The sequence below is a fragment of the Sphingomonas sp. PP-CC-3A-396 genome (genome assembly GCF_004343105.1).
Classification (GTDB): Bacteria; Pseudomonadota; Alphaproteobacteria; order Sphingomonadales; family Sphingomonadaceae; genus Sphingomonas.
This window is the reverse complement of record NZ_SLYF01000002.1, coordinates 216,853-236,611: the sequence shown is the minus strand read 5'-3', so window position 1 is coordinate 236,611 and position 19,759 is coordinate 216,853. Positions and strand designations below refer to the sequence as shown.

The window sequence follows — 19,759 nt, the reverse complement described above, 5'->3', positions numbered from 1 at the left end:
CGGAGGTTTCCCCCCGACCCTTCTGCATTTCTGGTCCAGCGCGACACGGCAAAGCCGCGTCGTCGGACCTCGCCTGAGCGAGGCCGGCCGAGCTTGTAAGCTTGGCCGGCTTCGCCGTGCCAGGCTTACGCGCTCTGCTTAGCCCGGCTAGCCCGCTTGCGCTCGTTGGCGTCCAGGAAGCGCTTGCGCAGGCGGATCGACTTCGGTGTGACTTCGACCATCTCGTCGTCGTCGATGTACGCGATCGCCTGCTCCAGCGTCGCGCGCTTCGGCGGGGACAGGCGGACCTGGTCGTCCTTGCCACCCGAGGCGCGGAAGTTGGTCAGCGCCTTGGTCTTCATCGGGTTGACCTCGAGGTCGTCCGGCTTGGCGTTCTCGCCGACGATCATGCCCTCATAGAGCGCCTCGCCGTGGCCCACGAACAGGATGCCGCGCTCTTCGAGCGGGCCCAGTGCGTAGTTGTTCGCCTCGCCCGAACCGTTCGAGATCAGCACGCCGTTCTTGCGGCCCTCGATCGCGCCCTTGTGCGGCCCGTACTTCTCGAACAGCCGGTTCATGATCCCCGTGCCGCGCGTGTCGGACAGGAATTCGCCATGATAGCCGATCATCCCACGGCTCGGTGCCGAGAAGGTGATGCGGGTCTTGCCGCCGGTCGACGGACGCATGTCGGTCAGCTCGGCCTTACGCGTGTTCATCTTCTCGACGACGGTGCCCGAATGCTCCTCGTCGACGTCGATGATGACGGTCTCGTACGGCTCGGTCTTCTTGCCGTTCTCGTCCTCGCCGAACAGCACGCGCGGACGCGAAATGCCCAGCTCGAAGCCTTCGCGGCGCATCGTCTCGATCAGCACGCCCAGCTGAAGCTCGCCGCGGCCGGCGACTTCGAAGCTGTCCTTGTCAGCCGCCTCGGTCACCTTCACGGCGACGTTCGACTCGGCTTCGCGGAACAGGCGCTCGCGGATCATGCGGCTCGTCACCTTGCTGCCCTCGCGGCCCGCCATCGGCGAATCGTTGACGGCAAAACGCATCGACAGCGTGGGGGGATCGATCGGCTGCGCGTGCAGCGGCTCGGTCACCGTGATGTCGGCGATCGTGTCGGCAACCGTGGCGACCGAGAGACCTGCCAGCGAGATGATGTCGCCAGCCTTGGCTTCGTCAACGGGAACGCGCTCGAGACCACGGAACGACATGATCTTGGACGCACGACCGGTCTCGATGATCTTGCCGTCGTTATCGAGCGCGTGGATCGCCTGGTTGGTCTTCACGGTACCCGAATTGACGCGACCGGTGAGGACGCGGCCGAGGAACGGATCGCGGTCGAGCAGCGTGACGAGGAAGGTGAACGGCACGCCGGCGACTTCCACGGCGGGCGGGGGCACATGCTTCACGATCGTCTCGAACATCGGAATCAGCGTGCCTTCGCGCGCGTCCATGTCGGTCGAGGCATAGCCGTTGCGACCCGATGCGTAGAGCACGGGGAAGTCGAGCTGGTCGTCGTTCGCGTCGAGCGACACGAACAGGTCGAACACTTCGTCGAGCACTTCCTGGATGCGCGCGTCGTTGCGATCGACCTTGTTGACGACGACGATCGGCTTCAGGCCGAGCGCCAGCGCCTTGCCGGTGACGAACTTGGTCTGCGGCATCGCGCCTTCCGACGAATCGACCAGCAGGACGACGCCGTCGACCATCGACAGGATGCGCTCGACTTCGCCGCCGAAATCGGCGTGGCCGGGCGTGTCGACGATGTTGATGCGGATGCTCTCGGACTCGCCGGGAGGGGTCCAGTCGACCGAGGTCGGCTTGGCGAGAATGGTGATGCCACGCTCTTTTTCGAGGTCGTTCGAATCCATTGCGCGCTCTTCGACGCGCTGGTTGTCGCGGAAGGTGCCGGACTGGCGGAAGAGCTGGTCGACCAGCGTCGTCTTGCCGTGATCGACGTGCGCAATGATCGCCACGTTGCGGAGGCTCATGAATGTATTCTCTTGATCGAGGAACGGGGTTGGCGCGCGCCATAGCGTAATTGTTGCGCCGCGGGAAGACCGGGCGGTATTTGGGGACTCACGAGCGTTGCCGTCATCCTGACGAAAGTCAGGATCCAGAGCCATGAAGGACAGCATCTTGTTACTCTGGATCCTGACTTTCGTCAGGATGACGGAGCACGGCGCTTGTATGTTCCGGCGGCGAGAATAGCACGGGGATCGCGGACCGCCAGCATTGCCCTCAGCGCGGCGTGCTTGTCAGGCGCGGCCGCGTAGTAACGCTGCCAGATCCGCAGCCCCATCCAATAGCCGAGTTCGGGCGGCCAGCCGGCGGGCGGCGTGGAGTAGTTGCCGATCCAGCGCGCGTACGCCTTGGCCTCGGGCGAGCCCTCCTCGGGATCGTCCTTGTCGGTGAGCTTGTGGGTGAGCGCGACGTCGGCCTGCATCTGGCGCCAGAGTTCGGCCTCGCGCGGCGTGGCCCAGGCGGCGCGGGCGGCGTCGGGCTCCTCGCCGGTGACGAGCCCAGCGATGAAGTCGGCGGCGCCCTCGACCAGGATCGCGGTGAGCAGCGGGTCGCGGGCGAGCGTCATGCCGGCGTCCTGCTGGAAGGAATGCACCGTCTCGTGTGCGAAGAAATGGCGGAGCGTCTGGCGCAGTTTCTCGGGCGTCGGCGACATGCGGCACAGTACTTCGAGCCCGAGTACCTGCGCGCCGGGCTTGGCGGTGCCGCCGGACGTGTTCGCGCCGAAGACTATATAGACCTGCGGGAGCTTCACGTCGGGGAGTGCGCCGTGAAGGCCGAGATAGATCGCGCGGAGATCGGCGGTCGCGGCCTTGGCGGCGGGGAGGCAGGTCTTGATCGCCTGCGCGTAGCGGGTGGGGTTGGCGGCGATGGCGTGCGCTAGCGTGTCCGCGTCGACAATCCGGCCGGGGGTGAAGACGCCGATCCCGAAACTGCCCTTGTCGAGATACTCGCGCTTGAGTTGCGCGGCGGTGGGCTTACCTTTGGTCTTGGCGAAGAGCGCGGCGAAGCGGTCGGCGTCTTCGGTGTGGATGGTCGCGGTGAGTGGATCGGCTGGTGGGGGGCGGTTCGTGGCTGTCGCTGGGAGGAGGGCGAGCGCGAGGATCAGCGGGCGGAGCATGGTGCGCAGCGTATCGTGTGTTTGCCGGGGCGCCAGAGCGGATATTGCAATCCTCCCCCGCCAGGGGGAGGTGTCGCCGAAGGGGACGGAGGGGGAGGACACGAATCCGGCGTGGTCGCCTACCTCCCCCTCCGTCAGGCTGACGCCTGCCACCTCCCCCTTGCGGGGGAGGATCGTGAGGTGGCGGCGACCTGAAGCGTCCCATCCTCCACTATCCACCCCGGCGAAGGCCGGGGCCCAGTTGGAAAGGTGGCAATAACGACGTGCCGCGATCCGTTAGCAACGTCCCCCAACTGGGCCCCGGCCTTCGCCGGGGTGGGGGCTTGAACGTAGGTGGCGATCATCGCCGAGTGGAATGGTTCAGAACCCTTCCAGCACGATCTTCCCCTTCGCCGTATGGCTCTCGATCCGCTCGTGCGCCCGCCGCAAATTCGCCGCGTCGATCGTCCCGAAATTCTCCGCCAGCGTCGTCCGGATCGTCCCCGCATCGACCAGCCGCGCGACCTCGTCGAGCAACTTGCCCTGCTCGCCCATGTCCGCCGTCTGGAACAGCGAGCGCGTGTACATCAGCTCCCAGTGCACCGAGATCGACTTCTGCTTGAGCGGCACGATGTCGAGCGTCTTCGGATCGTCGATCAGCGCCAGCCGGCCCTGCGGCGCCAGCAGTTCGCCGATCTCGGCGATATGCTCGTCGGTATGCGTCGTCGAGAACACGAACCCCGGCGCGCCGAGCCCGAGCGCCTCGACCTGCGCGGCGAGCGGCTTGCGGTGGTCGATCACGTGATGCGCGCCGAGCTCCTCGACCCAGCCGCGCGTCTCGTCGCGCGACGCGGTGGCGATCACGGTCAGGTCGGTGAGCTGCCGCGCGAGCTGGATCGTGATCGAGCCGACCCCGCCTGCCCCGCCGATGATCAGGATCGCGTTCGCCGCGCCGGGGACGGGCTTGCGCACGTCGAGCCGGTCGAACAGCGTCTCCCACGCGGTGACCGAGGTCAGCGGCAGCGCCGCCGCCTGCGCCCAGTCGAGCGATGTCGGCTTGTGCCCAACGATGCGCTCGTCGACGATGTGATACTCCGAATTGGTACCCGGTCGGTCGATCGCGCCTGCGTAGAAAACCTCGTCGCCGATCTTGAACCCGGTCACGTCCGGGCCGACCGCGACGACGACGCCCGATGCGTCCCAACCCAGCACCTGCGGCTTGCCGTCCGGATCTTCACGACGCTGGCGGATCTTGGTGTCGACCGGATTGACCGACACCGCCTTCACCTCGACCAGCAGGTCGCGCCCCGCCGCTTCGGGCTTGGGGAGGTCGAATTCGACGAGCGACTGCGGATCGTCGATCGGGAGCGACTTGGTATAGCCGATGGCGCGCATGCTGGAACTCCTGTGATGTCGCGACCAAGCTGTCCACGCGGCCGCCCGGTTTCAAGGAGAGCGGTTGGCAAGCCTGAGTGTATTATCTATATACGCCACTTGAACGCGGGGCGGGTTGCAGCCACGATGCCCCACCGAACGGAGAGACAAGCATGGCGACGACCCCGAACACGCTGACGGAAGAGCCGGGCCTGGTGCTGACCCCGCCCGATCCGGTGCCCACGGTCGCGGCTGCGAAGGCGTCCGGCCTCGTGCCCGTCGATGCCGGCGTGAAGTCGCAGCTGGAGGAGCGCGTGTCGGGCTTCGTGACCGATCTCGTCGCGCAGGACGTCAACTCGCCCGAGTTCGGCAAGCGGGTCGATGCGATCACCGCGATGGGCGCGAAGGAAATTCGCGACGCCGCCGGCCAGTCGAACCGCTTCCTCGATCGCCCGGTCAAGGCGATGGATCAGGAGACCGGCGTCGGCAAGGACCTCGCCGAGCTGCGCCGCGTCGTCGAGGATCTCGATCCCGGCAAGAAGGGTAATCTCACCGCGCCGCAGAAGCTGTTCGGGATCATCCCGTTCGGTGGCAAGATGCGCAATTATTTCGACGGCTATAAGTCCTCGCAGACGCACATCGCGCAGATCCTGAAGAGCCTCGGCTCGGGCAAGGACGAGCTGCTGATGGACAATGCCGCGATCGATACCGAGCGTGCCAATTTGTGGGCGGCGATGGGCCGGCTCGAGCAGATGATCCATCTGTCGAAGACGATGGACGCCAAGCTGGAGGACGTCGCCAACGACCTCGACCACAGCGATCCCGCCAAGGCGAAGGCGATCCGCGAGACGGCGTTGTTCTACACGCGCCAGCGGACGCAGGACCTGCTGACTCAGATGGCGGTGACCGTGCAGGGCTATCTCGCGCTCGATCTGGTCAAGAAGAACAACGTCGAGCTGGTGAAGGGCGTCGATCGCGCGTCGACCACGACCGTCTCCGCACTGCGGACCGCGGTGACGGTGGCGCAGGCGCTGACCAACCAGAAGCTCGTGCTGGAGCAGATCACCGCGCTCAACACCACGACCGCGAACATCATCGATTCGACCGGCAAGCTGCTGAAATCGCAGACCGCGCAGATCCATGAACAGGCCGCGTCGGCGACGATCCCGCTGGAGACGCTGCAACGCGCGTTCCAGAATATCTACGACACGATGGATGCGATCGACGTGTTCAAGCTGAAGGCGCTCGATTCGATGAAGGTCACCGTCGGCGCGCTGTCGAACGAAGTCGACAAGTCGCGCGGCTATATCGCGCGCGCTGAAGGCGCGACGCAGGGGCAGTTGGGCGGACCTTCCGCCAGCCCGTTCAAGCTGGAGGCGATGTAACCCTCGTGAGCGAAGTCGACGACGCCATCGCCAGCGCCCGCGCCTCCTGGTCGCGCATTTCCGACGACCGCACCGGCACGGTGATCGGGCGCGTGCCGACGCGGGGGCGGGCGAGGCAGACGCAGGCGATCGGCAAGCGGCTGACCCGGATCGCGGTCGCCGACGTCGCGATCCTGATCGCCGCGATGGTGAGCGGCTGGATCGTGCCGCTCGGGATCGGCGGCGCGATGCTGGTGATGGCGCTGCTGGTCGCCGCGACGGTGCTGTTCGCGGTCTGGCCGGCGGAACGCGCGCCGACGCCCGAGCGGCTCGCGGCGGTCGATATCCGCGCGCTGCCGGCCCAGACCGAACGCTGGCTGGAGGCGCAGCGCCCCGCCCTCCCCGCACCCGCGATGACGCTGGTCGACCGGATCGGCCTGCGTCTCGAAACGCTGACCCCGCAGCTCGCCACGCTCGACGCGAACACGCAGGAAGCGGTCGACGTGCGCAAGCTGATCGGCGAACAACTCCCCGCCTTCGTCAAGGATTACGAGAAGGTGCCAACGTCGTTGCGCACCACCCCGCGCAACGGTCGCTCGCCCGACGCCGAACTGGTCGACGGGCTGAAGCTGATCGAACAGGAAATCGGCGAGATGACCGCGCGCCTGGCACAGAGCGACCTCGACAACCTCTCCACCCGCGGCCGCTTCCTGGAGATGAAGTACAAGGACTGAGAGAGTGAAGCGCACCCGCCTCAGCGTCTGCCGCCGCAAGGCGCGCTTCGTGTCGGAGGTCGACGCGCTGGTGGTGGCGCAGACCGGCCGCGTGCCGCTCAGGGCCTATCGCTGCAACCGGTGCCTGCAGTTTCACCTAACCAGTCGAACAAAGGGCAAGCAGGTGGTTCGAGGTTGAAAAATCCTGAAACAAAGCGTCATCATTGGTGGCCGGAATGACTGTCTCGCTATTGGGCAGGCGCTGACGGAGGTGTGACTAGACTACGCCCATCTGGCGATACTTTTCGCGGAAAACCGGAAGGGTTTGGTCTCATCGGTCACGGCCATTCAATAAAGCTCGGGGCTTCCGGCGAAACCACTCCTTGGGACCACAACTTTGAAGGCGAATTTCAACTAGCTGACGATAGTTTCCCAAGTCTGATCCAGTGGCTCGACAGCCTTGAGCGACCAGGACCACCGTTCGAGGTCGAGCGCAAAACCAAAATTCAAGCAGAGACGGTCGATAATGCCCGCTTAAAAATGCTAATTGACTGCATAGTGTCCCTGGCTGTGCGTAGCCCCATGCACCGTGAACGTGTTGTTGCGCTTGCAGAGAGTCTGCGCGGTCCGCTCCCCGAGCGAGAACGCAATGTTCTAATTGGTGCAAATATGCAACGTATGCAGCGCAGCGTAGTCCGATCAATTAGCGGCCGAGGCAAAGTACTGGTGCTTTTTTCACCCGAACATGAGTTCGTGTTTGGCAACGGGTTTTCACAATATTTACCCGCCGGGTGAGCATCTGACGTCTCCCAAAATTCTGGTACCTATCACGCCTTGGATGAGCGTATTATTTTGTCGCCCAACTAGCTATCGGTCCGATCCCGCACTCGTCACGACCAGTGTCACAATCGGGGAAGCAGATGCGCTCAATGAGGTCATACAAATTTACGCCAAGGATGAGATATTTTATCGCAATGAAAAACCTCGAATCGTCGAGGCTTACAAGCAGAACGCTCATTTAGTATTTAAAAATGATCGCAATTCAGTTGAGGACTGGATTCATTCTACTCCAGGTATTTCACCTCGCGATACCTCGCTCGATTTTTTACAGGAAATGATCGAGCGTCAGTAGATATCGGCACATTAATCGATATTGGAATCATTCAGCTCCTATTGCCTCGTCCAGGGAGGGAAGAATGTTTGATATCCAGATCGAACCTCAAGCAAGTATAGCACGTGCTCGCTCGGCCAGTCGCTCAACCGCTGAAGCGTGTATACCCGGCACCGACGTCAACACACCAAACGCCTGCGGCCGTGGCTTGTTGAACACCAACGGCGCGCCGAGCGCGTCGCTCACCACTGCCCCCGCTTCGCTTGCAACCAGCACTGCGGCGGCGATGTCCCACTCGTTGCCCCAGCGCAGCGTCGCGACGAGGTCGGCTTCGTCGGCGGCGACCATCGCGATGCGGAGCGCGATCGAGTTGGGTTTGTGGACCATGACGAGGTCTCGGTCGGCTTTGGGGAGGGCGTCCACCGGGGTTCGGCTACCGGGGAAGTCGGTTCGGTCGCCAGCCTTCAGCGGGATGCCGTTGCGGGTGGCGCCCTGCCCTGTGACCGCATGCCAGCGTTCGTCGCGGGACGGCGCTTCGAGGATGCCGATCACCGGCTTGCCACGGTCGACCAGCGCGACCGAGACGCACCAGCCGGGTCTGGCGCGGATATAATCGCGCGTACCGTCGATCGGGTCGACCACCCAGAGCAGGTCGTGCGCGAGGCGGTCGGCGTTGTCGGCGGTTTCCTCGGACAGCCAGCCGGCCTCGGGGAGCAGGGTCGACAACCGCGCCTTGAGCATCCGGTCGATCGCGATGTCGAGCTCGCAGACCGGGCTGCCGGGGGTCTTTTCCCAGCGCTGGAAATCGGTGTCGAAGCGGTCGTGCGCCATCGCGCCGGCCTCCATGGCAATCTTCGCGACGGCGTCGGCCATCGCGCGCAGCCATTCCGGCGACCGTTCCGGCCCGCGGCGGTGCGGATCAGCCACTCGCCACCGTCATGCCCTCCACGCGCAACGTCGGCACGTTGACGCCGTAGCGGAATTCGAGGTCGTTGGCGGGCGTCATCGCGAGGAACATATCCTTGACGTTGCCCGCGATCGTGAACTCGGCGACCGGCGTGGTGATCTGGCCGTTCTCGATCCGGAAACCCGCCGCGCCACGGCTGTAATCGCCGGTCACGCCGTTCGCGCCGCCGCCCATCAGTTCGGTGATGTAGACGCCCGACTCGATGTCGGCGATCAGCGTTTCGAGGGGGATGTGGCCCGGCTCCATGAAGACGTTGCTCGTCGATACGCCGGGCCCGCCGCCGACACCGCGCGCGGCATGGCCGGTCGGCTCGAGGCCGAGCTGGCGTGCCGAGGCGGAGTCGAGCAGCCAACGTTCGAGCATGCCGTCCTCGATGATGTCGCTCGGCGAGACGGGAAGTCCCTCGCCGTCGAACGGTCGCGATCGCAGGCCGTGCGGGCGGTGCGGATCGTCGCGGATGGTGATGCCGTGCGCGAACACCTGGCTGCCGAGCGAATCGAGCAGGAAGCTGGTCTTCCGGGTGATCGCCTGACCGGAGATCGCGCCGAGCATGTGGCCGACCAGCGATCCGCCGACGCGACGGTCGTAGACGATCGTGGTGGGCCCGCTGACGAGGCGACCGGGGTTGAGGCGTGCGACCGCCTGTTCGCCGGCGCGGCGGCCGATCGCTTCGGGCGATTCGAGATGTGCGCGGAGACGGGCGCTGCTGTGCGCGTAATCGCGTTGCATGCCGCCGCCCTCGCCTGCCAAGACGCTGGCCGATACCCCGTAGCCGGTCGCGGCATAGGCGCCAGCGAAGCCGTGGCTGGTGGCGAGCGCCCAGACGCTGCGCGAAGCGCTAGCGCCGCCGCCTTCGCTGTTCGAGACGCCGGGGACGGCGCGGGCGGCGTCTTCGGCTTCGAGTGCGGCGTCGCGGAGTTGCTCGGGGCTGGCTTCGCCGCCGTCGTCGAGGCCGAGCATCGGGATGATGCCGTGGAGCAGGCGATTGGCAGGGGCGAGACCGGCCCAGGGATCCTCGGGCGCCTCGCGCGCCATCGCGACCGCGCGTTCGACGAGCGCATCCATCGCGGCGGTCGACAGGTCGGAGGTGGAAACGCTGGCGGAACGCTGACCGACGAACACGCGCAGGCCGAGGTCCTCGCTTTCGGAGCGGCCGATATCCTCCAGCTTGCCGAGGCGGATCGACACGTCGAGCGCGGCGTCGGCGGCGAAGACCGCGTCGGCGGCGTCGGCGCCTGCCGCCCTCGCGCGCTGGACGATGTCGTGGGCGCGGTCGCGGGCTTGGTCTGGGGTCAGCATATCAGCGACTTAAGGATGCAGGCTCGTGCCGACAACCACGCAGGCGAGGAACATCAGCAGTCCGGCGAACCGGTTCGCGCGAAAGCGGGCGAGTGCTGCGGTGCCGGCGCCCTCGTGCGTGTCGGGTTTGAGCGTGACGACCTGCCACGCGAGGTGGAGCGCGACGGGGACGAGCGCGACGATCGCGAGCGGGTCGGGGCGGACTTGCCAGAAGGCTGCGGCCCATAGAGCGACGGCGGCGATGTAGAAGACGCCGACGCCCGCCTTTACGTGGCTGCCCATGCGAAGCGCGGACGAGCGGATGCCGATCATCGCGTCGTCCTCGCGGTCCTGCAGCGCGTAGATCGTGTCGTAGCCGATCACCCAAGCGATCGAGCCGGCGTAGAGCAGCCACATCGGCGTATCGAGTGCGCCGGCGATGTCACTCCAGCCGACCAGCAAAGCCCAGGAGAATACGATGCCGAGCCACGCCTGCGGCCACCAGGTGATGCGCTTCATGAAGGGGTAGGCGGCGACCGGCGCGAGGCTGGCGAGCGCGACGATCGCGGCGAAGAAGGTGAGTTGCAGGAGGACCGCAAAGCCGATCAGGCACAGCGCGACGAGCCAGACCCAGGCGAGCTTGATCGAAACGAGCCCGCTGGGGATCGGGCGGGCGCGGGTACGCGCGACCTGCGCGTCGAGATCGCGGTCGATGATGTCGTTGAAGACGCAGCCGGCGCCGCGCATCGCGATGCTGCCGAGGAGGAGCCATAGGATCAGGTCCCAGCGCTCGACTGCGCCACCGGCGAGCGCGACGCCCCACGCGCCGGGCCAGAACAGCAGCCACCAGCCGATCGGGCGGTCGAAGCGGGCCAGTAGGGCCAAGCCGCGGAGCGTGGGCGGGAGGCGGCCGACCAGTCCTCGGTGTTCGCTGTCGGGGACGATTTCCGCGTGGCTCGGCTTGGTCTGCATGGCGGAGGCGTAGGAAGACGGGGTTTGGCGCGCAAGCCTTTGCCGGGTACCGGTGGGGCGTGACGCGTTCGGACCCTCCAGCATGATCGGCCTTTCGGTCGCGGTCGGCCGCTTCGTCGAGGCGTTGTTCTGGGGTATTTTCCGCGTCGCCGGCGCGGTTGCGGGGGTGTTGATCCTTGGCGTCGTAGTTTTGGTTGTTGCGTGGGTGGTTGCGCGGAAGATGTGGGCGCGGCGGAAACGCTGAACGCCGCTTCCCGAAGAGGCCCCTCCTAAATTCTCCCCGGCACGGGGAGGGGGACCGTTCGCCTTGGCGAAGGGTGGAGGGGGATCACCGCGACCGTTCCGCTGGTAGCGGAGAGCCTCGCAAGTGCCGCTTCTATTAACGCCCCGGACGCCGCCGTTACTTCCGCGGAAGCCCCCCTCCACCAGCTGCGCTGGTCCCCCTCCCCGTGCCGGGGAGGATTTGCTAGAGGCGAGTTATGCCCGCAACTCCCGCCTGGCCGCCGCAATCCACGCCGCGCCTTTTCGTCGATCGCCTCCTCGCGCCCGGGCCGCTCCACATCGACGGCCCCGCCGCGCATTATCTCGCCGGCGTGATGCGGATGAAGATCGGCGATCCGGTGAAGCTGTTCGACGATCGCACCGGTGAATGGCTCGGCGTCGCGTCGAGCGTCGGCAAGCGCGACCTCGTGCTCGACGTCACCGAATTGCTGCGACCGCGCGAGGACGTGCCCGACCTATGGCTCTGTGCCGCGCCGCTCAAGAAGGGCCGGGTGGACTGGATGGCGGAGAAGGCATGCGAGCTCGGCGTCGCGCGGTTGCAGCCCGTCGTCACCAGGCGGACGATCGTCGACAAGCCCAATACCGAACGCCTCCGCACGCAGATGATCGAGGCGGCCGAGCAATGCGGGCGCACTGCGCTGCCCGAGGTGACCGAGCCGGTGAAGCTGCCCGCGCTGCTCCGCGACTGGCCCGAGGACCGCGCGCTGTTCTTCGCCGACGAGACCGGCGGCGCGCCCGCTCTGGAGGCGATGCGGGCGCGGCCCGGCCCGGCGGCGATCCTGATCGGGCCTGAGGGTGGCTTCGATTCCGACGAGCGCGAGGCGATCCGCGCGCATCCGCAAGCGGTTGGAATCGGTTTGGGGCCGCGCATCCTGCGGGCGGAAACCGCGGCGGGCGCTGCGGTCGCGTTGTGGATGGCGGCGGCGGGCGATTGGCGCGGCAACGAGGCGGGCGGCGAGGATAGATAACGGGACCGGGGCGCAATACCTACCGATTGGTCCGAATCCCCTCTAGCACCCTCGTTCATCGGCGCGTAAGGCGCGGCGATGACGACGATTCCCGCTCCGAAAAAGACCAGCCCGACGATCGAGTCGCGCGACCAGTTGATCGCCAGCTTCGCGGGCGGCGAAAAGCCGAAGGACGCGTGGCGGATCGGCACCGAGCACGAGAAGTTCGTCTATGCGAACGGCGACCACCACGCGCCGTCCTATGACGAGCCGAGCGGTATCCGCGCGCTGCTCGGCGAGTTGGAGCAATATGGCTGGAAGCCGGTCATGGAGGGCGGCAACGCGATCGCCATGTCGGGACCGGACGGCAGCATCAGCCTGGAGCCCGCCGGCCAGTTCGAACTGTCGGGCGCGCCGCTCGATTCGCTCCACGAGACCTGCGCCGAAACCGGGCGTCATCTGGAGCAGGTGAAGGCCGCGGGCGAGAAGCTCGGGATAGGCTTTCTCGGGCTTGGCATGTGGCCGGACAAGACGCGCGCGGAACTGCCGATCATGCCCAAGGGGCGCTATGCGATCATGCTGCGGCACATGCCGCGCGTCGGCAGCATGGGCCTCGACATGATGCTGCGGACCTGCACGATCCAGGTGAATCTGGATTACGCATCCGAGGCGGACATGGTGAAGAAGTTCCGCGTCGGGCTGGCGCTTCAGCCGCTGGCTACCGCGCTGTTCGCGAACTCGCCGTTCACCGAAGGCAAGCCCAACGGCATGCTGTCGTATCGCAGCCATATCTGGTCCGACACCGATCCGCACCGCACCGGCATGCTGCCGTTCGTGTTCGAGGATGGCTTCGGCTACGAGCGTTACGCCGAGTATGCGCTCGATGTGCCGATGTACTTCGTCTACCGCGAGGGCAAGTATATCGATGCCGCCGGGCTGTCGTTCCGCGACTTCCTGAAGGGCGAACTGAGCATTTTGCCGGGCGAGAAGCCGACGCTCGACGACTGGACCGATCATCTGTCGACCGCTTTCCCCGAGGTCCGGTTGAAGACCTTCCTCGAGATGCGTGGTGCCGATGGCGGGCCGTGGAACCGGATCTGTGCGCTGCCGGCGCTGTGGGTCGGGTTGCTGTACGATCAGGGTGCGCTCGATGCGGCGTGGGATCTGGTCAAGGACTGGACGATCGACGAACGCCAGGCGTTGCGCGATGCGGTGCCGAAGCTCGGGCTGAACGCGCCGATCGCGGGTGGCGGCAAGCTGCGCGATATCGCGGGACAGGTGCTCGACATCGCCGGCGCCGGCCTGTCGGCACGCGCGCGGTTCAACCGGGCAGGTGACAACGAGACGGGCTTCCTCGACCCGCTGCGCGAGATCGTCCGCAGCGGCAAGGTGCCCGCCGAAGTCCTGCTGGAGCGCTATAACGGCGTGTGGAACGGTGACGTCTCGAAGGTCTACGACGAAGCCAGTTTCTAACTCCTCCCCTCCCGCTTGCGGGAGGGGTCGGGGGAGGGCTTGTCCGCTGGCGTTGCGCTTAGAGGTATAGGTCGGCCCCTCCCCTAACCCCTCCCGTAAACGGGAGAGGAATTAGCCGCGCAGTTTCTTGAACAGCCGCGGCACCAAGCCGTTGCGCGTCATCCAGTCGAAATACGCGCGATAGTCCGGATCGAGCTTCAGGTGCCGCTCTTCGGTCTTGGCGCGCCAGTAATACACCCCGCTGACCGCCGCCATCAGCAGTGTCGCGCGCGCCGCGTCGACGACGCTGCCTAGCGTCAGCACGGGGATCGTCGAGATCCACCAGAAGACGTTCTTCGACAGATACGCAGGATGCCGCGACACCGCGTAGGGCCCATGCGTCAGGATCCCGCGGTTGGTGAGGTTGGAGAAGCGAAAGCCGAACGCCATCGTCGCCCAGGCGTAGATCGCGGTCAGCCCGACCAGCACCGCGCCGATCAGCGCGAGCAGGATTGGATGCCCCTGGAACCAGTAGGCCCAGTCCGACGTGCCCGGATGATAGTCGAGCGGTCCGCCGGGGGTCATCAGGATGAACGGCGGGTAGCACATCAGCGCGGGCATCCATGCTGCTGCGAACGGGTTGGCGCTGCGGATGTGCGAATCGAGCGGGCGGAAGGTCAGCAGATAGCCGACCGTCGCGAACGCCACGTCGATCAGGAACATCAGCGTTACCAGCCAGCTCGCCAACGCGACCGGATCGCGGAGAACGATCGAGACGTCGCCGCGAACGAAATCGCCGAACCCCGGCGGCACGATCGCCAGCATGAAGGCGAGGAAGAACGTCTTCACCCCCCAGGCGCGGAGATGGCCGTAAATCGCCTCGCGGTCGACACCCGCCTGCCCGGTCATCCAGGCGCCGAGATGCCAGGCACCGTCGCGCGGCTCGACCAGATAGCGGTCGATCCAAAGCACATAGGGGATCGAGACCACAAACAGGATCGGCGCGGCATTGGTGAAGCACCACATCGCAAACGCGAAATTACCCTGCCAATAGAAGCGCCCGGCGCCATAGATCACCGCGATCGCGGCCCAGGTCGCCCATAGCCCGGCCAGCTTGGTGAGACTCGTGTCGAGCATCTCGCGCCACGACTTGCCAGCCGTCCAGTCGACTCCCGTGCTCGGGCTCAAATGCACCTTGTCGACCAGTAGCGACCAGGCGATCATCGGTAGACCGCAGGCTGCGACGTTGATCAGCGCCGAATACGGCCCGTCCATGCCGTAATGGCGGGCGACGGCAATCCAGACGAGTACGCCCACCAGTCCCGACAGCCCAGCGCCGTGGCTGACCGCCGATTTCGGCCGGGGATCGATGGTGGCGGGAACGGTAATCGCTGGGTCGTGGTCCATCCCGTCGGCCTAGCGCAATATGGTAATCAAGGCGTGAAGCATGTTCGGCAGCACCTATACGGACGCTTGCGCCGAGCGCATCGCGACGCTAGTCCAACCGCTCGCTCAGGCGTCGGGCGGGTATAGTACAATGGTAGTACAGCAGCCTTCCAAGCTGAATACACGGGTTCGATTCCCGTTACCCGCTCCAAAAAATGGCGCGCCCTTCGCCCCGCGACCATTGCCACGACGTGTCAGCCACCGCCCTGGTCGAGCCTCCAGTCGTTATTTTGCGACCAGCTGCCCCAATAGGTTCGCCATCCGTCGCCGTCCGAGCACGGTCAGTTGGACGTGCGAGCGGCGCCCATCGCGCTCATCGCGCGTCCGTTCGACCAGATTGGCGTCCTGCAACATTGCCAAATAGCGCAGCGCGGTGGCCGAAGGCGCACGCGCACCGATACAGACGGCGGAGACGCTGAGTTGGCGACGCTCGTGATCCGAAATGAACAGATCCAGCAGGATGTCCCATGCGGGTTCCGAAAACAGCGTTTCGCCGAGCAGGTCGTCGCGAACCTTTCTCATGGTATACAAGCGCTTGGCCACCTCCACCAGCGCCGGCGAAGAGACCCCACCGGGCGCCGGATCGGCAATGGACACGCCGACCGGTAGAAAGGCCACGCGCTTGGCGGCCGTGATGGGCACCACAGCAATTGCGTAAGTCATAAACGTCTTCCGAATATGCTTCAGCGGAGGGTCGGGTCCTGGCGACTCCAGTCGAGATCCCAGCCACGTGCCCGGATCCTGCGCGAGTGCCTGACTGTCCCGATCACGAGAAGCAGGACGATGGGATAGCTCCAGGCCGCGGAGAGGACAGCGTAGACGAGCCGGATGACGTCAGGGCTAATCGCTCGAGCCAGATGAGCCCCCGTCCCCAACGCGTGGAGCGCGGTTGCCCAGGCCGGCCAGAACCGATCGGCCTTGAGCGTGATCGCGATCATCACCGCCAGCAGGACGAGGTCGACGATCATCACGCCCCCCTCCAGTCCTACGAACAGGACCGGAATATCCCGCTGGACAAGGCCGGTCGATACCGCTGCGAGCAGCAGCGCCAACCCCGTCAATCGCTCCGGCGCCCCGCCCCGCAGGAGGGCATAGCCGGACGCGGCCACCTGTATCGCGTAGAACAACCAGACCCGATCCAACTCTTACCTCCAAAGCAGGACCGAAACCGGCCGTTCAGGCCACTGCCGCGAGGCGAACCGGCGTCTCGGCGCGCAACGCACCTTCGTTCGGCGGACATTCCGCGGTGTCGCCATACCCGTAGAACTGCCCGAGGCCGATTTCGGCGCGCACGTCGACCAGCGCACGATGCGCCTCGACGAAGCGCTGGCGGGCGTTAATGATATCGAGCGAGGCTTGCGATACCATCTGCAACGCCGCGACGCCGGTGCCGACAGGCAGGTTGGCGGCGACACGCTGCTGCAACAACGTCGATACGCACGATGCCGCGAGCATCGCCGCGTGATCGACGGCCGCCTCGGCCTTCAGAAAATCGATCGTGACCTTGTCGGTCGCGTCGCGTCGTTGTTTCAGCATCGTCGTTCTCCCCGTTGGCACCGTCGTTGCGGTGCCGTGTACGGGAGCGCCGCGATCTCGGTTCGATCGCAACAGGCTGGTCATCGTCATCGCCATGTTCACAAGAGCCATCGAGGTGACGGCGATCAGGCCCATGAGAGCGAGAAGTCTGATTATCCTGTCGCCAACCGAAAATCGATTGCGGGCCACTCCCGTCGATCCGCTTTCCCCGGAGATTCCGAAGAAGCGGCGAACAAGCCCCCACGGCTCGATCTGAGCTCTGTCTGGGGTGTTGGAGGGGGGATTGGGAACGTCGAATGGTTCGGATGGTAGCCGTTCGTATGTGAGCGCAGGCTCTTCCACCTCGGTTGGTTCACGAACCAGCACGGTGTCGCCGGTCACGCCCTGCTCGTGCTCCTGCAGGCGCCGCGCGGCTTCGAACCGCGTGCCGACGCCGAGAATCTGGATGGCGCGCTCGATCCGCTTGTCGATCGCCGACGGCGACACGCCGAAGATCGCAGCGATCTCCTTTGAGTTATGGTGGGTCAACACCAATCGCAGGCAGGCGCGCTGGGCTTCGGTCAACTGCTCGATGCGTCCTGCGGTCATGCCGTGATGGTAGCGCGAACGCGGCGCGGTTGCACCCTTCACTTACATCAGGATGGCGTTCCAGCCGCACGACGGCGCAACGTGTTGGAACTGGCAGAAACTGCCGGCGCTGGATGGGCCAGCCTTTGCCGATCTCTTGCCTGCATTCGGCAGTCGTGGGACGTCGAGCGCCTCAATCGCGGGCGAAGATCTCGTCATGCGGGATGGTCAGGTCGAGCGATGGGATGTGGAGATCGGTACGATCACGCAGCCAGTCGTCGGTCCATCCGCCGCTCGGCGTGCGCCGGACAAGGCGGATGCGTTCGTCGGTCGGGTCGACGAGGATGATCTCGTGGGTGCCTTCCAGCTCGCGATACTCCTCGAGCTTGACCTTCTGGTCGTAGGAGGAGGTCGATGGCGAGAGTACCTCGAACACGACCTGTGGGTCGCCGAGAAGCTTCTTGCGGTCGTTGCCGGGGGCGGACGGGTTGTTGCAATATATGCTGAGGTCGGGAAATCGCACGGACCGCTCGCCGGTGCGGGTGGCGAAGTCGGAGCCGTAGGGGCGGCAGCCGGTGCCGCGCAACTTGGGGCCGATATACATCAAGAGATTGGCGGCGATGCGGGCATGCGCTTCGTTGCCGCCGGCCATCATGTAGATCAGGCCATCTTCGAGCTCGGCCTTCGCGCCGCCGAAATCCATGGCGAGGAACTCGTCGACTTCGACTCGGCGGTAGGCGGGATCGAGGCGGAGGGCGGTCATGGGCTGACGGTATACCGTTCGCGGGGACAAACAAAGGGCCGGGGATTGCTCCCCGGCCCTTTGCTTTGGTCGGTGTGTTCGGAACGGAGGACCGGCAAAGCCGGCCCTTTTCGTCGGACGGGCCTGGGGGCTTCGCCGCCCAGCCCGCCGGCCGTTCTGATCTTCTGTCCGGGGCAGGTTGCCCTGCCCCGGTCGAAAATCAGAAGTCCATGCCGCCCATGCCGCCCATGCCGCCGCCGCCCATGGGCATGGCGGGCTTGTCTTCGGCCATTTCGCTCACGGCCGCTTCGGTCGTGATCAGGAGGCCTGCGACCGATGCTGCGTTCTGCAGCGCGGTGCGGACGACCTTGGTCGGATCGATCACGCCGGCTTCCACCAGGTTCTCGTAGGTGTCGGTCGCGGCGTTGAAGCCGATCGACGTGTCGTTGCCGTCGAGCAGCTTGCCCGAAACCACCGCACCGTCATGACCGGCGTTCTGAGCGATCTGGCGAACCAGAGCCGTCAGCGACTTGCGCACGATATCGATACCGCGCGTCTGGTCGTCGTTCGCACCCTCGAGGCCGTCGAGAGCCTTGGTTGCGTACAGCAGAGCCGTACCGCCGCCGGGGACGATGCCTTCTTCGACGGCTGCGCGGGTTGCGTGCAGCGCGTCGTCGACGCGGTCCTTGCGCTCCTTGACCTCAACCTCGGAAGACCCACCGACCTTGATCACGGCAACGCCACCGGCAAGCTTGGCGAGACGCTCCTGGAGCTTCTCCTTGTCGTAGTCGCTGGTCGTGTTCTCGATCTGCTGGCGGATCGCTTCGGTGCGGCCCTTGATCGTGTCGTGATCGCCGGCGCCGTCGACGATGACAGTGTTGTCCTTGTCGATCGTGACGCGCTTGGCGGTGCCGAGCATGCCGAGCGTGACGGTCTCGAGCTTGATGCCGAGGTCTTCCGAGATCATCTCGCCCTTGGTCAGGATCGCGATGTCCTCGAGCATCGCCTTGCGACGATCGCCGAAGCCCGGTGCCTTGACCGCTGCGACCTTCAGGCCGCCGCGCAGCTTGTTGACGACGAGCGTGGCCAGAGCCTCACCCTCGATGTCTTCTGCGATGATCAGGAGCGGACGACCCGACTGGACGACGGCTTCCAGGATCGGGAGCATCGCCTGCAGGTTCGACAGCTTCTTCTCGTGGATCAGGATGTAGGGATCCTGAAGCTCGACGGTCATCTTCTCGGGGTTGGTGATGAAGTACGGCGACAGATAGCCGCGGTCGAACTGCATGCCCTCGACGACGTCGAGCTCGAATTCGAGACCCTTCGCTTCCTCGACGGTGATCACGCCTTCCTTGCCGACCTTCTCCATGGCTTCGGCGATCTTCTCGCCGACTTCACGGTCGCCATTGGCCGAGATGATGCCGACCTGCGCCACTTCCTTCGAACCCGAAACCGGCTTCGAACGCGCCTTGACGTCCTCGACGACCTTGATGACGGCGAGATCGATGCCGCGCTTCAGGTCCATCGGGTTCATGCCCGCTGCGACCGACTTCATGCCCTCGCGAACGATGGCCTGCGCCAGAACCGTCGCGGTGGTGGTGCCGTCGCCAGCGATGTCGTTGGTCTTCGAGGCGACTTCGCGCAGCATCTGCGCACCCATGTTCTCGAACTTGTCCTTGAGCTCGATCTCCTTGGCGACGGTGACGCCGTCCTTGGTGATGCGCGGTGCGCCGAAGCTCTTGTCGATGACGACGTTGCGGCCCTTGGGGCCCAAGGTCACCTTGACCGCGTCGGCGAGGATGTCGACGCCGCGAAGGATGCGCTCACGCGCGTCACGACCGAATTTTACGTCCTTGGAAGCCATGTCAGCTGCCCTTTCAAAAAGTGGAAGTTCACGAAGTTCACGCT

At 65.4% G+C, this 19,759-nt stretch carries 20 protein-coding genes and 1 tRNA gene; 9 read left to right on the top strand and 12 right to left on the bottom strand.

All coding sequences use genetic code 11. The features are described from left to right. Positions 1–125 precede the first annotated feature (125 nt). The 3 genes from typA to C8J40_RS04770 all read right to left on the bottom strand — a co-directional run bounded on the left by typA (position 126) and on the right by C8J40_RS04770 (position 4,495). Positions 126–1,970, bottom strand: a complete 1,845-nt coding sequence (gene typA, locus C8J40_RS04780) for a translational GTPase TypA (RefSeq protein WP_056051990.1) — start codon at positions 1,968–1,970, stop codon at positions 126–128. Between the two features lie 173 nt (positions 1,971–2,143). Further along, complete coding sequence (locus C8J40_RS04775) at positions 2,144–3,121, bottom strand: hypothetical protein (RefSeq protein ID WP_132896029.1); 978 nt, start codon at positions 3,119–3,121, stop codon at positions 2,144–2,146. Positions 3,122–3,481: 360 nt separating this feature from the next. Beyond that, the gene (locus C8J40_RS04770) at positions 3,482–4,495 is read right to left on the bottom strand and encodes a zinc-binding alcohol dehydrogenase family protein (RefSeq protein WP_132896028.1); all 1,014 of its coding nucleotides are present in this window, start codon (positions 4,493–4,495) and stop codon (positions 3,482–3,484) included. 152 nt (positions 4,496–4,647) lie between these two features. Between C8J40_RS04770 and C8J40_RS04765 the strand changes: the two genes are divergently transcribed. The 5 genes from C8J40_RS04765 to C8J40_RS04750 all read left to right on the top strand — a co-directional run bounded on the left by C8J40_RS04765 (position 4,648) and on the right by C8J40_RS04750 (position 7,683). Continuing rightward, complete coding sequence (locus C8J40_RS04765) at positions 4,648–5,859, top strand: toxic anion resistance protein (protein ID WP_056066683.1); 1,212 nt, start codon at positions 4,648–4,650, stop codon at positions 5,857–5,859. A 5-nt stretch (positions 5,860–5,864) separates the two neighbouring features. Next, the gene (locus tag C8J40_RS04760; RefSeq protein WP_132896027.1) at positions 5,865–6,572 is read left to right on the top strand and encodes a hypothetical protein; all 708 of its coding nucleotides are present in this window, start codon (positions 5,865–5,867) and stop codon (positions 6,570–6,572) included. A gap of 4 nt (positions 6,573–6,576) precedes the next feature. Then, complete coding sequence (locus C8J40_RS20185) at positions 6,577–6,750, top strand: hypothetical protein (RefSeq protein WP_165911366.1); 174 nt, start codon at positions 6,577–6,579, stop codon at positions 6,748–6,750. Positions 6,751–6,824: 74 nt separating this feature from the next. After that, on the top strand, positions 6,825–7,346 hold the full coding sequence (locus C8J40_RS04755; protein ID WP_132896026.1) for a hypothetical protein: 522 nt from the start codon (positions 6,825–6,827) through the stop codon (positions 7,344–7,346). Positions 7,347–7,389: 43 nt separating this feature from the next. Beyond that, positions 7,390–7,683 carry a hypothetical protein gene (locus C8J40_RS04750; RefSeq protein ID WP_165911365.1) on the top strand — a complete coding sequence of 98 codons (294 nt, stop codon included), beginning with the start codon at positions 7,390–7,392 and terminating at the stop codon, positions 7,681–7,683. A gap of 87 nt (positions 7,684–7,770) precedes the next feature. Here the strand turns inward: C8J40_RS04750 and C8J40_RS04745 are convergent, their stop codons facing one another. The 3 genes from C8J40_RS04745 to ubiA are packed head-to-tail and all read right to left on the bottom strand — an operon-like array spanning position 7,771 to position 10,879. After that, the gene (locus C8J40_RS04745) at positions 7,771–8,535 is read right to left on the bottom strand and encodes a 3'(2'),5'-bisphosphate nucleotidase CysQ (RefSeq protein ID WP_132896024.1); all 765 of its coding nucleotides are present in this window, start codon (positions 8,533–8,535) and stop codon (positions 7,771–7,773) included. 46 nt (positions 8,536–8,581) lie between these two features. After that, positions 8,582–9,928: a TldD/PmbA family protein gene (locus tag C8J40_RS04740; protein ID WP_132896023.1), complete on the bottom strand. Its 1,347-nt coding sequence runs from the start codon at positions 9,926–9,928 to the stop codon at positions 8,582–8,584. 9 nt (positions 9,929–9,937) lie between these two features. Beyond that, on the bottom strand, positions 9,938–10,879 hold the full coding sequence (ubiA, locus tag C8J40_RS04735; protein ID WP_132896022.1) for a 4-hydroxybenzoate octaprenyltransferase: 942 nt from the start codon (positions 10,877–10,879) through the stop codon (positions 9,938–9,940). A gap of 82 nt (positions 10,880–10,961) precedes the next feature. On the opposite strand from ubiA, the gene C8J40_RS20180 reads away from it, so the two are divergent. The 3 genes from C8J40_RS20180 (at position 10,962) to C8J40_RS04725 (ending at position 13,581) form a co-directional block, all read left to right on the top strand. After that, positions 10,962–11,123, top strand: coding sequence for a hypothetical protein (locus C8J40_RS20180; protein WP_165899558.1), 162 nt, complete (start codon positions 10,962–10,964; stop codon positions 11,121–11,123). Between the two features lie 235 nt (positions 11,124–11,358). Beyond that, positions 11,359–12,129: a 16S rRNA (uracil(1498)-N(3))-methyltransferase gene (locus tag C8J40_RS04730; protein ID WP_132896021.1), complete on the top strand. Its 771-nt coding sequence runs from the start codon at positions 11,359–11,361 to the stop codon at positions 12,127–12,129. A 78-nt stretch (positions 12,130–12,207) separates the two neighbouring features. Further along, positions 12,208–13,581 carry a glutamate--cysteine ligase gene (locus C8J40_RS04725; RefSeq protein WP_132896020.1) on the top strand — a complete coding sequence of 458 codons (1,374 nt, stop codon included), beginning with the start codon at positions 12,208–12,210 and terminating at the stop codon, positions 13,579–13,581. Between the two features lie 111 nt (positions 13,582–13,692). Here C8J40_RS04725 and C8J40_RS04720 read toward each other — a convergent pair whose 3' ends face one another. Continuing rightward, positions 13,693–14,967, bottom strand: coding sequence for a DUF1295 domain-containing protein (locus tag C8J40_RS04720; RefSeq protein WP_132896019.1), 1,275 nt, complete (start codon positions 14,965–14,967; stop codon positions 13,693–13,695). Between the two features lie 116 nt (positions 14,968–15,083). On the opposite strand from C8J40_RS04720, the gene C8J40_RS04715 reads away from it, so the two are divergent. Further along, positions 15,084–15,157 (top strand) — tRNA-Gly (locus C8J40_RS04715). A 74-nt stretch (positions 15,158–15,231) separates the two neighbouring features. Here the strand turns inward: C8J40_RS04715 and C8J40_RS04710 are convergent. From C8J40_RS04710 to groL, 5 genes are all read right to left on the bottom strand, one after another. After that, on the bottom strand, positions 15,232–15,669 hold the full coding sequence (locus C8J40_RS04710) for a winged helix DNA-binding protein (RefSeq protein WP_132896018.1): 438 nt from the start codon (positions 15,667–15,669) through the stop codon (positions 15,232–15,234). Positions 15,670–15,689: 20 nt separating this feature from the next. Next, positions 15,690–16,148 carry a hypothetical protein gene (locus C8J40_RS04705; protein WP_132896017.1) on the bottom strand — a complete coding sequence of 153 codons (459 nt, stop codon included), beginning with the start codon at positions 16,146–16,148 and terminating at the stop codon, positions 15,690–15,692. 34 nt (positions 16,149–16,182) lie between these two features. Beyond that, positions 16,183–17,130: a sigma factor-like helix-turn-helix DNA-binding protein gene (locus C8J40_RS04700; RefSeq protein WP_132896016.1), complete on the bottom strand. Its 948-nt coding sequence runs from the start codon at positions 17,128–17,130 to the stop codon at positions 16,183–16,185. Positions 17,131–17,302: 172 nt separating this feature from the next. Next, on the bottom strand, positions 17,303–17,872 hold the full coding sequence (locus C8J40_RS04695) for a Uma2 family endonuclease (RefSeq protein WP_132896015.1): 570 nt from the start codon (positions 17,870–17,872) through the stop codon (positions 17,303–17,305). A 199-nt stretch (positions 17,873–18,071) separates the two neighbouring features. Then, positions 18,072–19,715 carry a chaperonin GroEL gene (gene groL / locus C8J40_RS04690; RefSeq protein ID WP_056065680.1) on the bottom strand — a complete coding sequence of 548 codons (1,644 nt, stop codon included), beginning with the start codon at positions 19,713–19,715 and terminating at the stop codon, positions 18,072–18,074. Positions 19,716–19,759: the final 44 nt, after the last annotated feature.

Excerpts from the sequence above, each read along its gene's own strand:
- groL (WP_056065680.1), bottom strand. The coding sequence starts at position 19,715 with ATGGCTTCCAAGGACGTAAAATTCGGTCGTGACGCGCGTGAGCGCATC.
- C8J40_RS04775 (WP_132896029.1), bottom strand. The coding sequence starts at position 3,121 with ATGCTCCGCCCGCTGATCCTCGCGCTCGCCCTCCTCCCAGCGACAGCC.
- C8J40_RS04765 (WP_056066683.1), top strand. The coding sequence starts at position 4,648 with ATGGCGACGACCCCGAACACGCTGACGGAAGAGCCGGGCCTGGTGCTG.
- C8J40_RS04695 (WP_132896015.1), bottom strand. The coding sequence starts at position 17,872 with ATGACCGCCCTCCGCCTCGATCCCGCCTACCGCCGAGTCGAAGTCGAC.
- ubiA (WP_132896022.1), bottom strand. The coding sequence starts at position 10,879 with ATGCAGACCAAGCCGAGCCACGCGGAAATCGTCCCCGACAGCGAACAC.
- C8J40_RS04725 (WP_132896020.1), top strand. The coding sequence starts at position 12,208 with ATGACGACGATTCCCGCTCCGAAAAAGACCAGCCCGACGATCGAGTCG.
- C8J40_RS20180 (WP_165899558.1), top strand. The coding sequence starts at position 10,962 with ATGATCGGCCTTTCGGTCGCGGTCGGCCGCTTCGTCGAGGCGTTGTTC.
- C8J40_RS04730 (WP_132896021.1), top strand. The coding sequence starts at position 11,359 with ATGCCCGCAACTCCCGCCTGGCCGCCGCAATCCACGCCGCGCCTTTTC.
- typA (WP_056051990.1), bottom strand. The coding sequence starts at position 1,970 with ATGAGCCTCCGCAACGTGGCGATCATTGCGCACGTCGATCACGGCAAG.
- C8J40_RS04700 (WP_132896016.1), bottom strand. The coding sequence starts at position 17,130 with ATGACCGCAGGACGCATCGAGCAGTTGACCGAAGCCCAGCGCGCCTGC.
- C8J40_RS04710 (WP_132896018.1), bottom strand. The coding sequence starts at position 15,669 with ATGACTTACGCAATTGCTGTGGTGCCCATCACGGCCGCCAAGCGCGTG.
- C8J40_RS04750 (WP_165911365.1), top strand. The coding sequence starts at position 7,390 with ATGAGCGTATTATTTTGTCGCCCAACTAGCTATCGGTCCGATCCCGCA.
- C8J40_RS04770 (WP_132896028.1), bottom strand. The coding sequence starts at position 4,495 with ATGCGCGCCATCGGCTATACCAAGTCGCTCCCGATCGACGATCCGCAG.
- C8J40_RS04745 (WP_132896024.1), bottom strand. The coding sequence starts at position 8,535 with ATGGCCGACGCCGTCGCGAAGATTGCCATGGAGGCCGGCGCGATGGCG.
- C8J40_RS04740 (WP_132896023.1), bottom strand. The coding sequence starts at position 9,928 with ATGCTGACCCCAGACCAAGCCCGCGACCGCGCCCACGACATCGTCCAG.
- C8J40_RS04720 (WP_132896019.1), bottom strand. The coding sequence starts at position 14,967 with ATGGACCACGACCCAGCGATTACCGTTCCCGCCACCATCGATCCCCGG.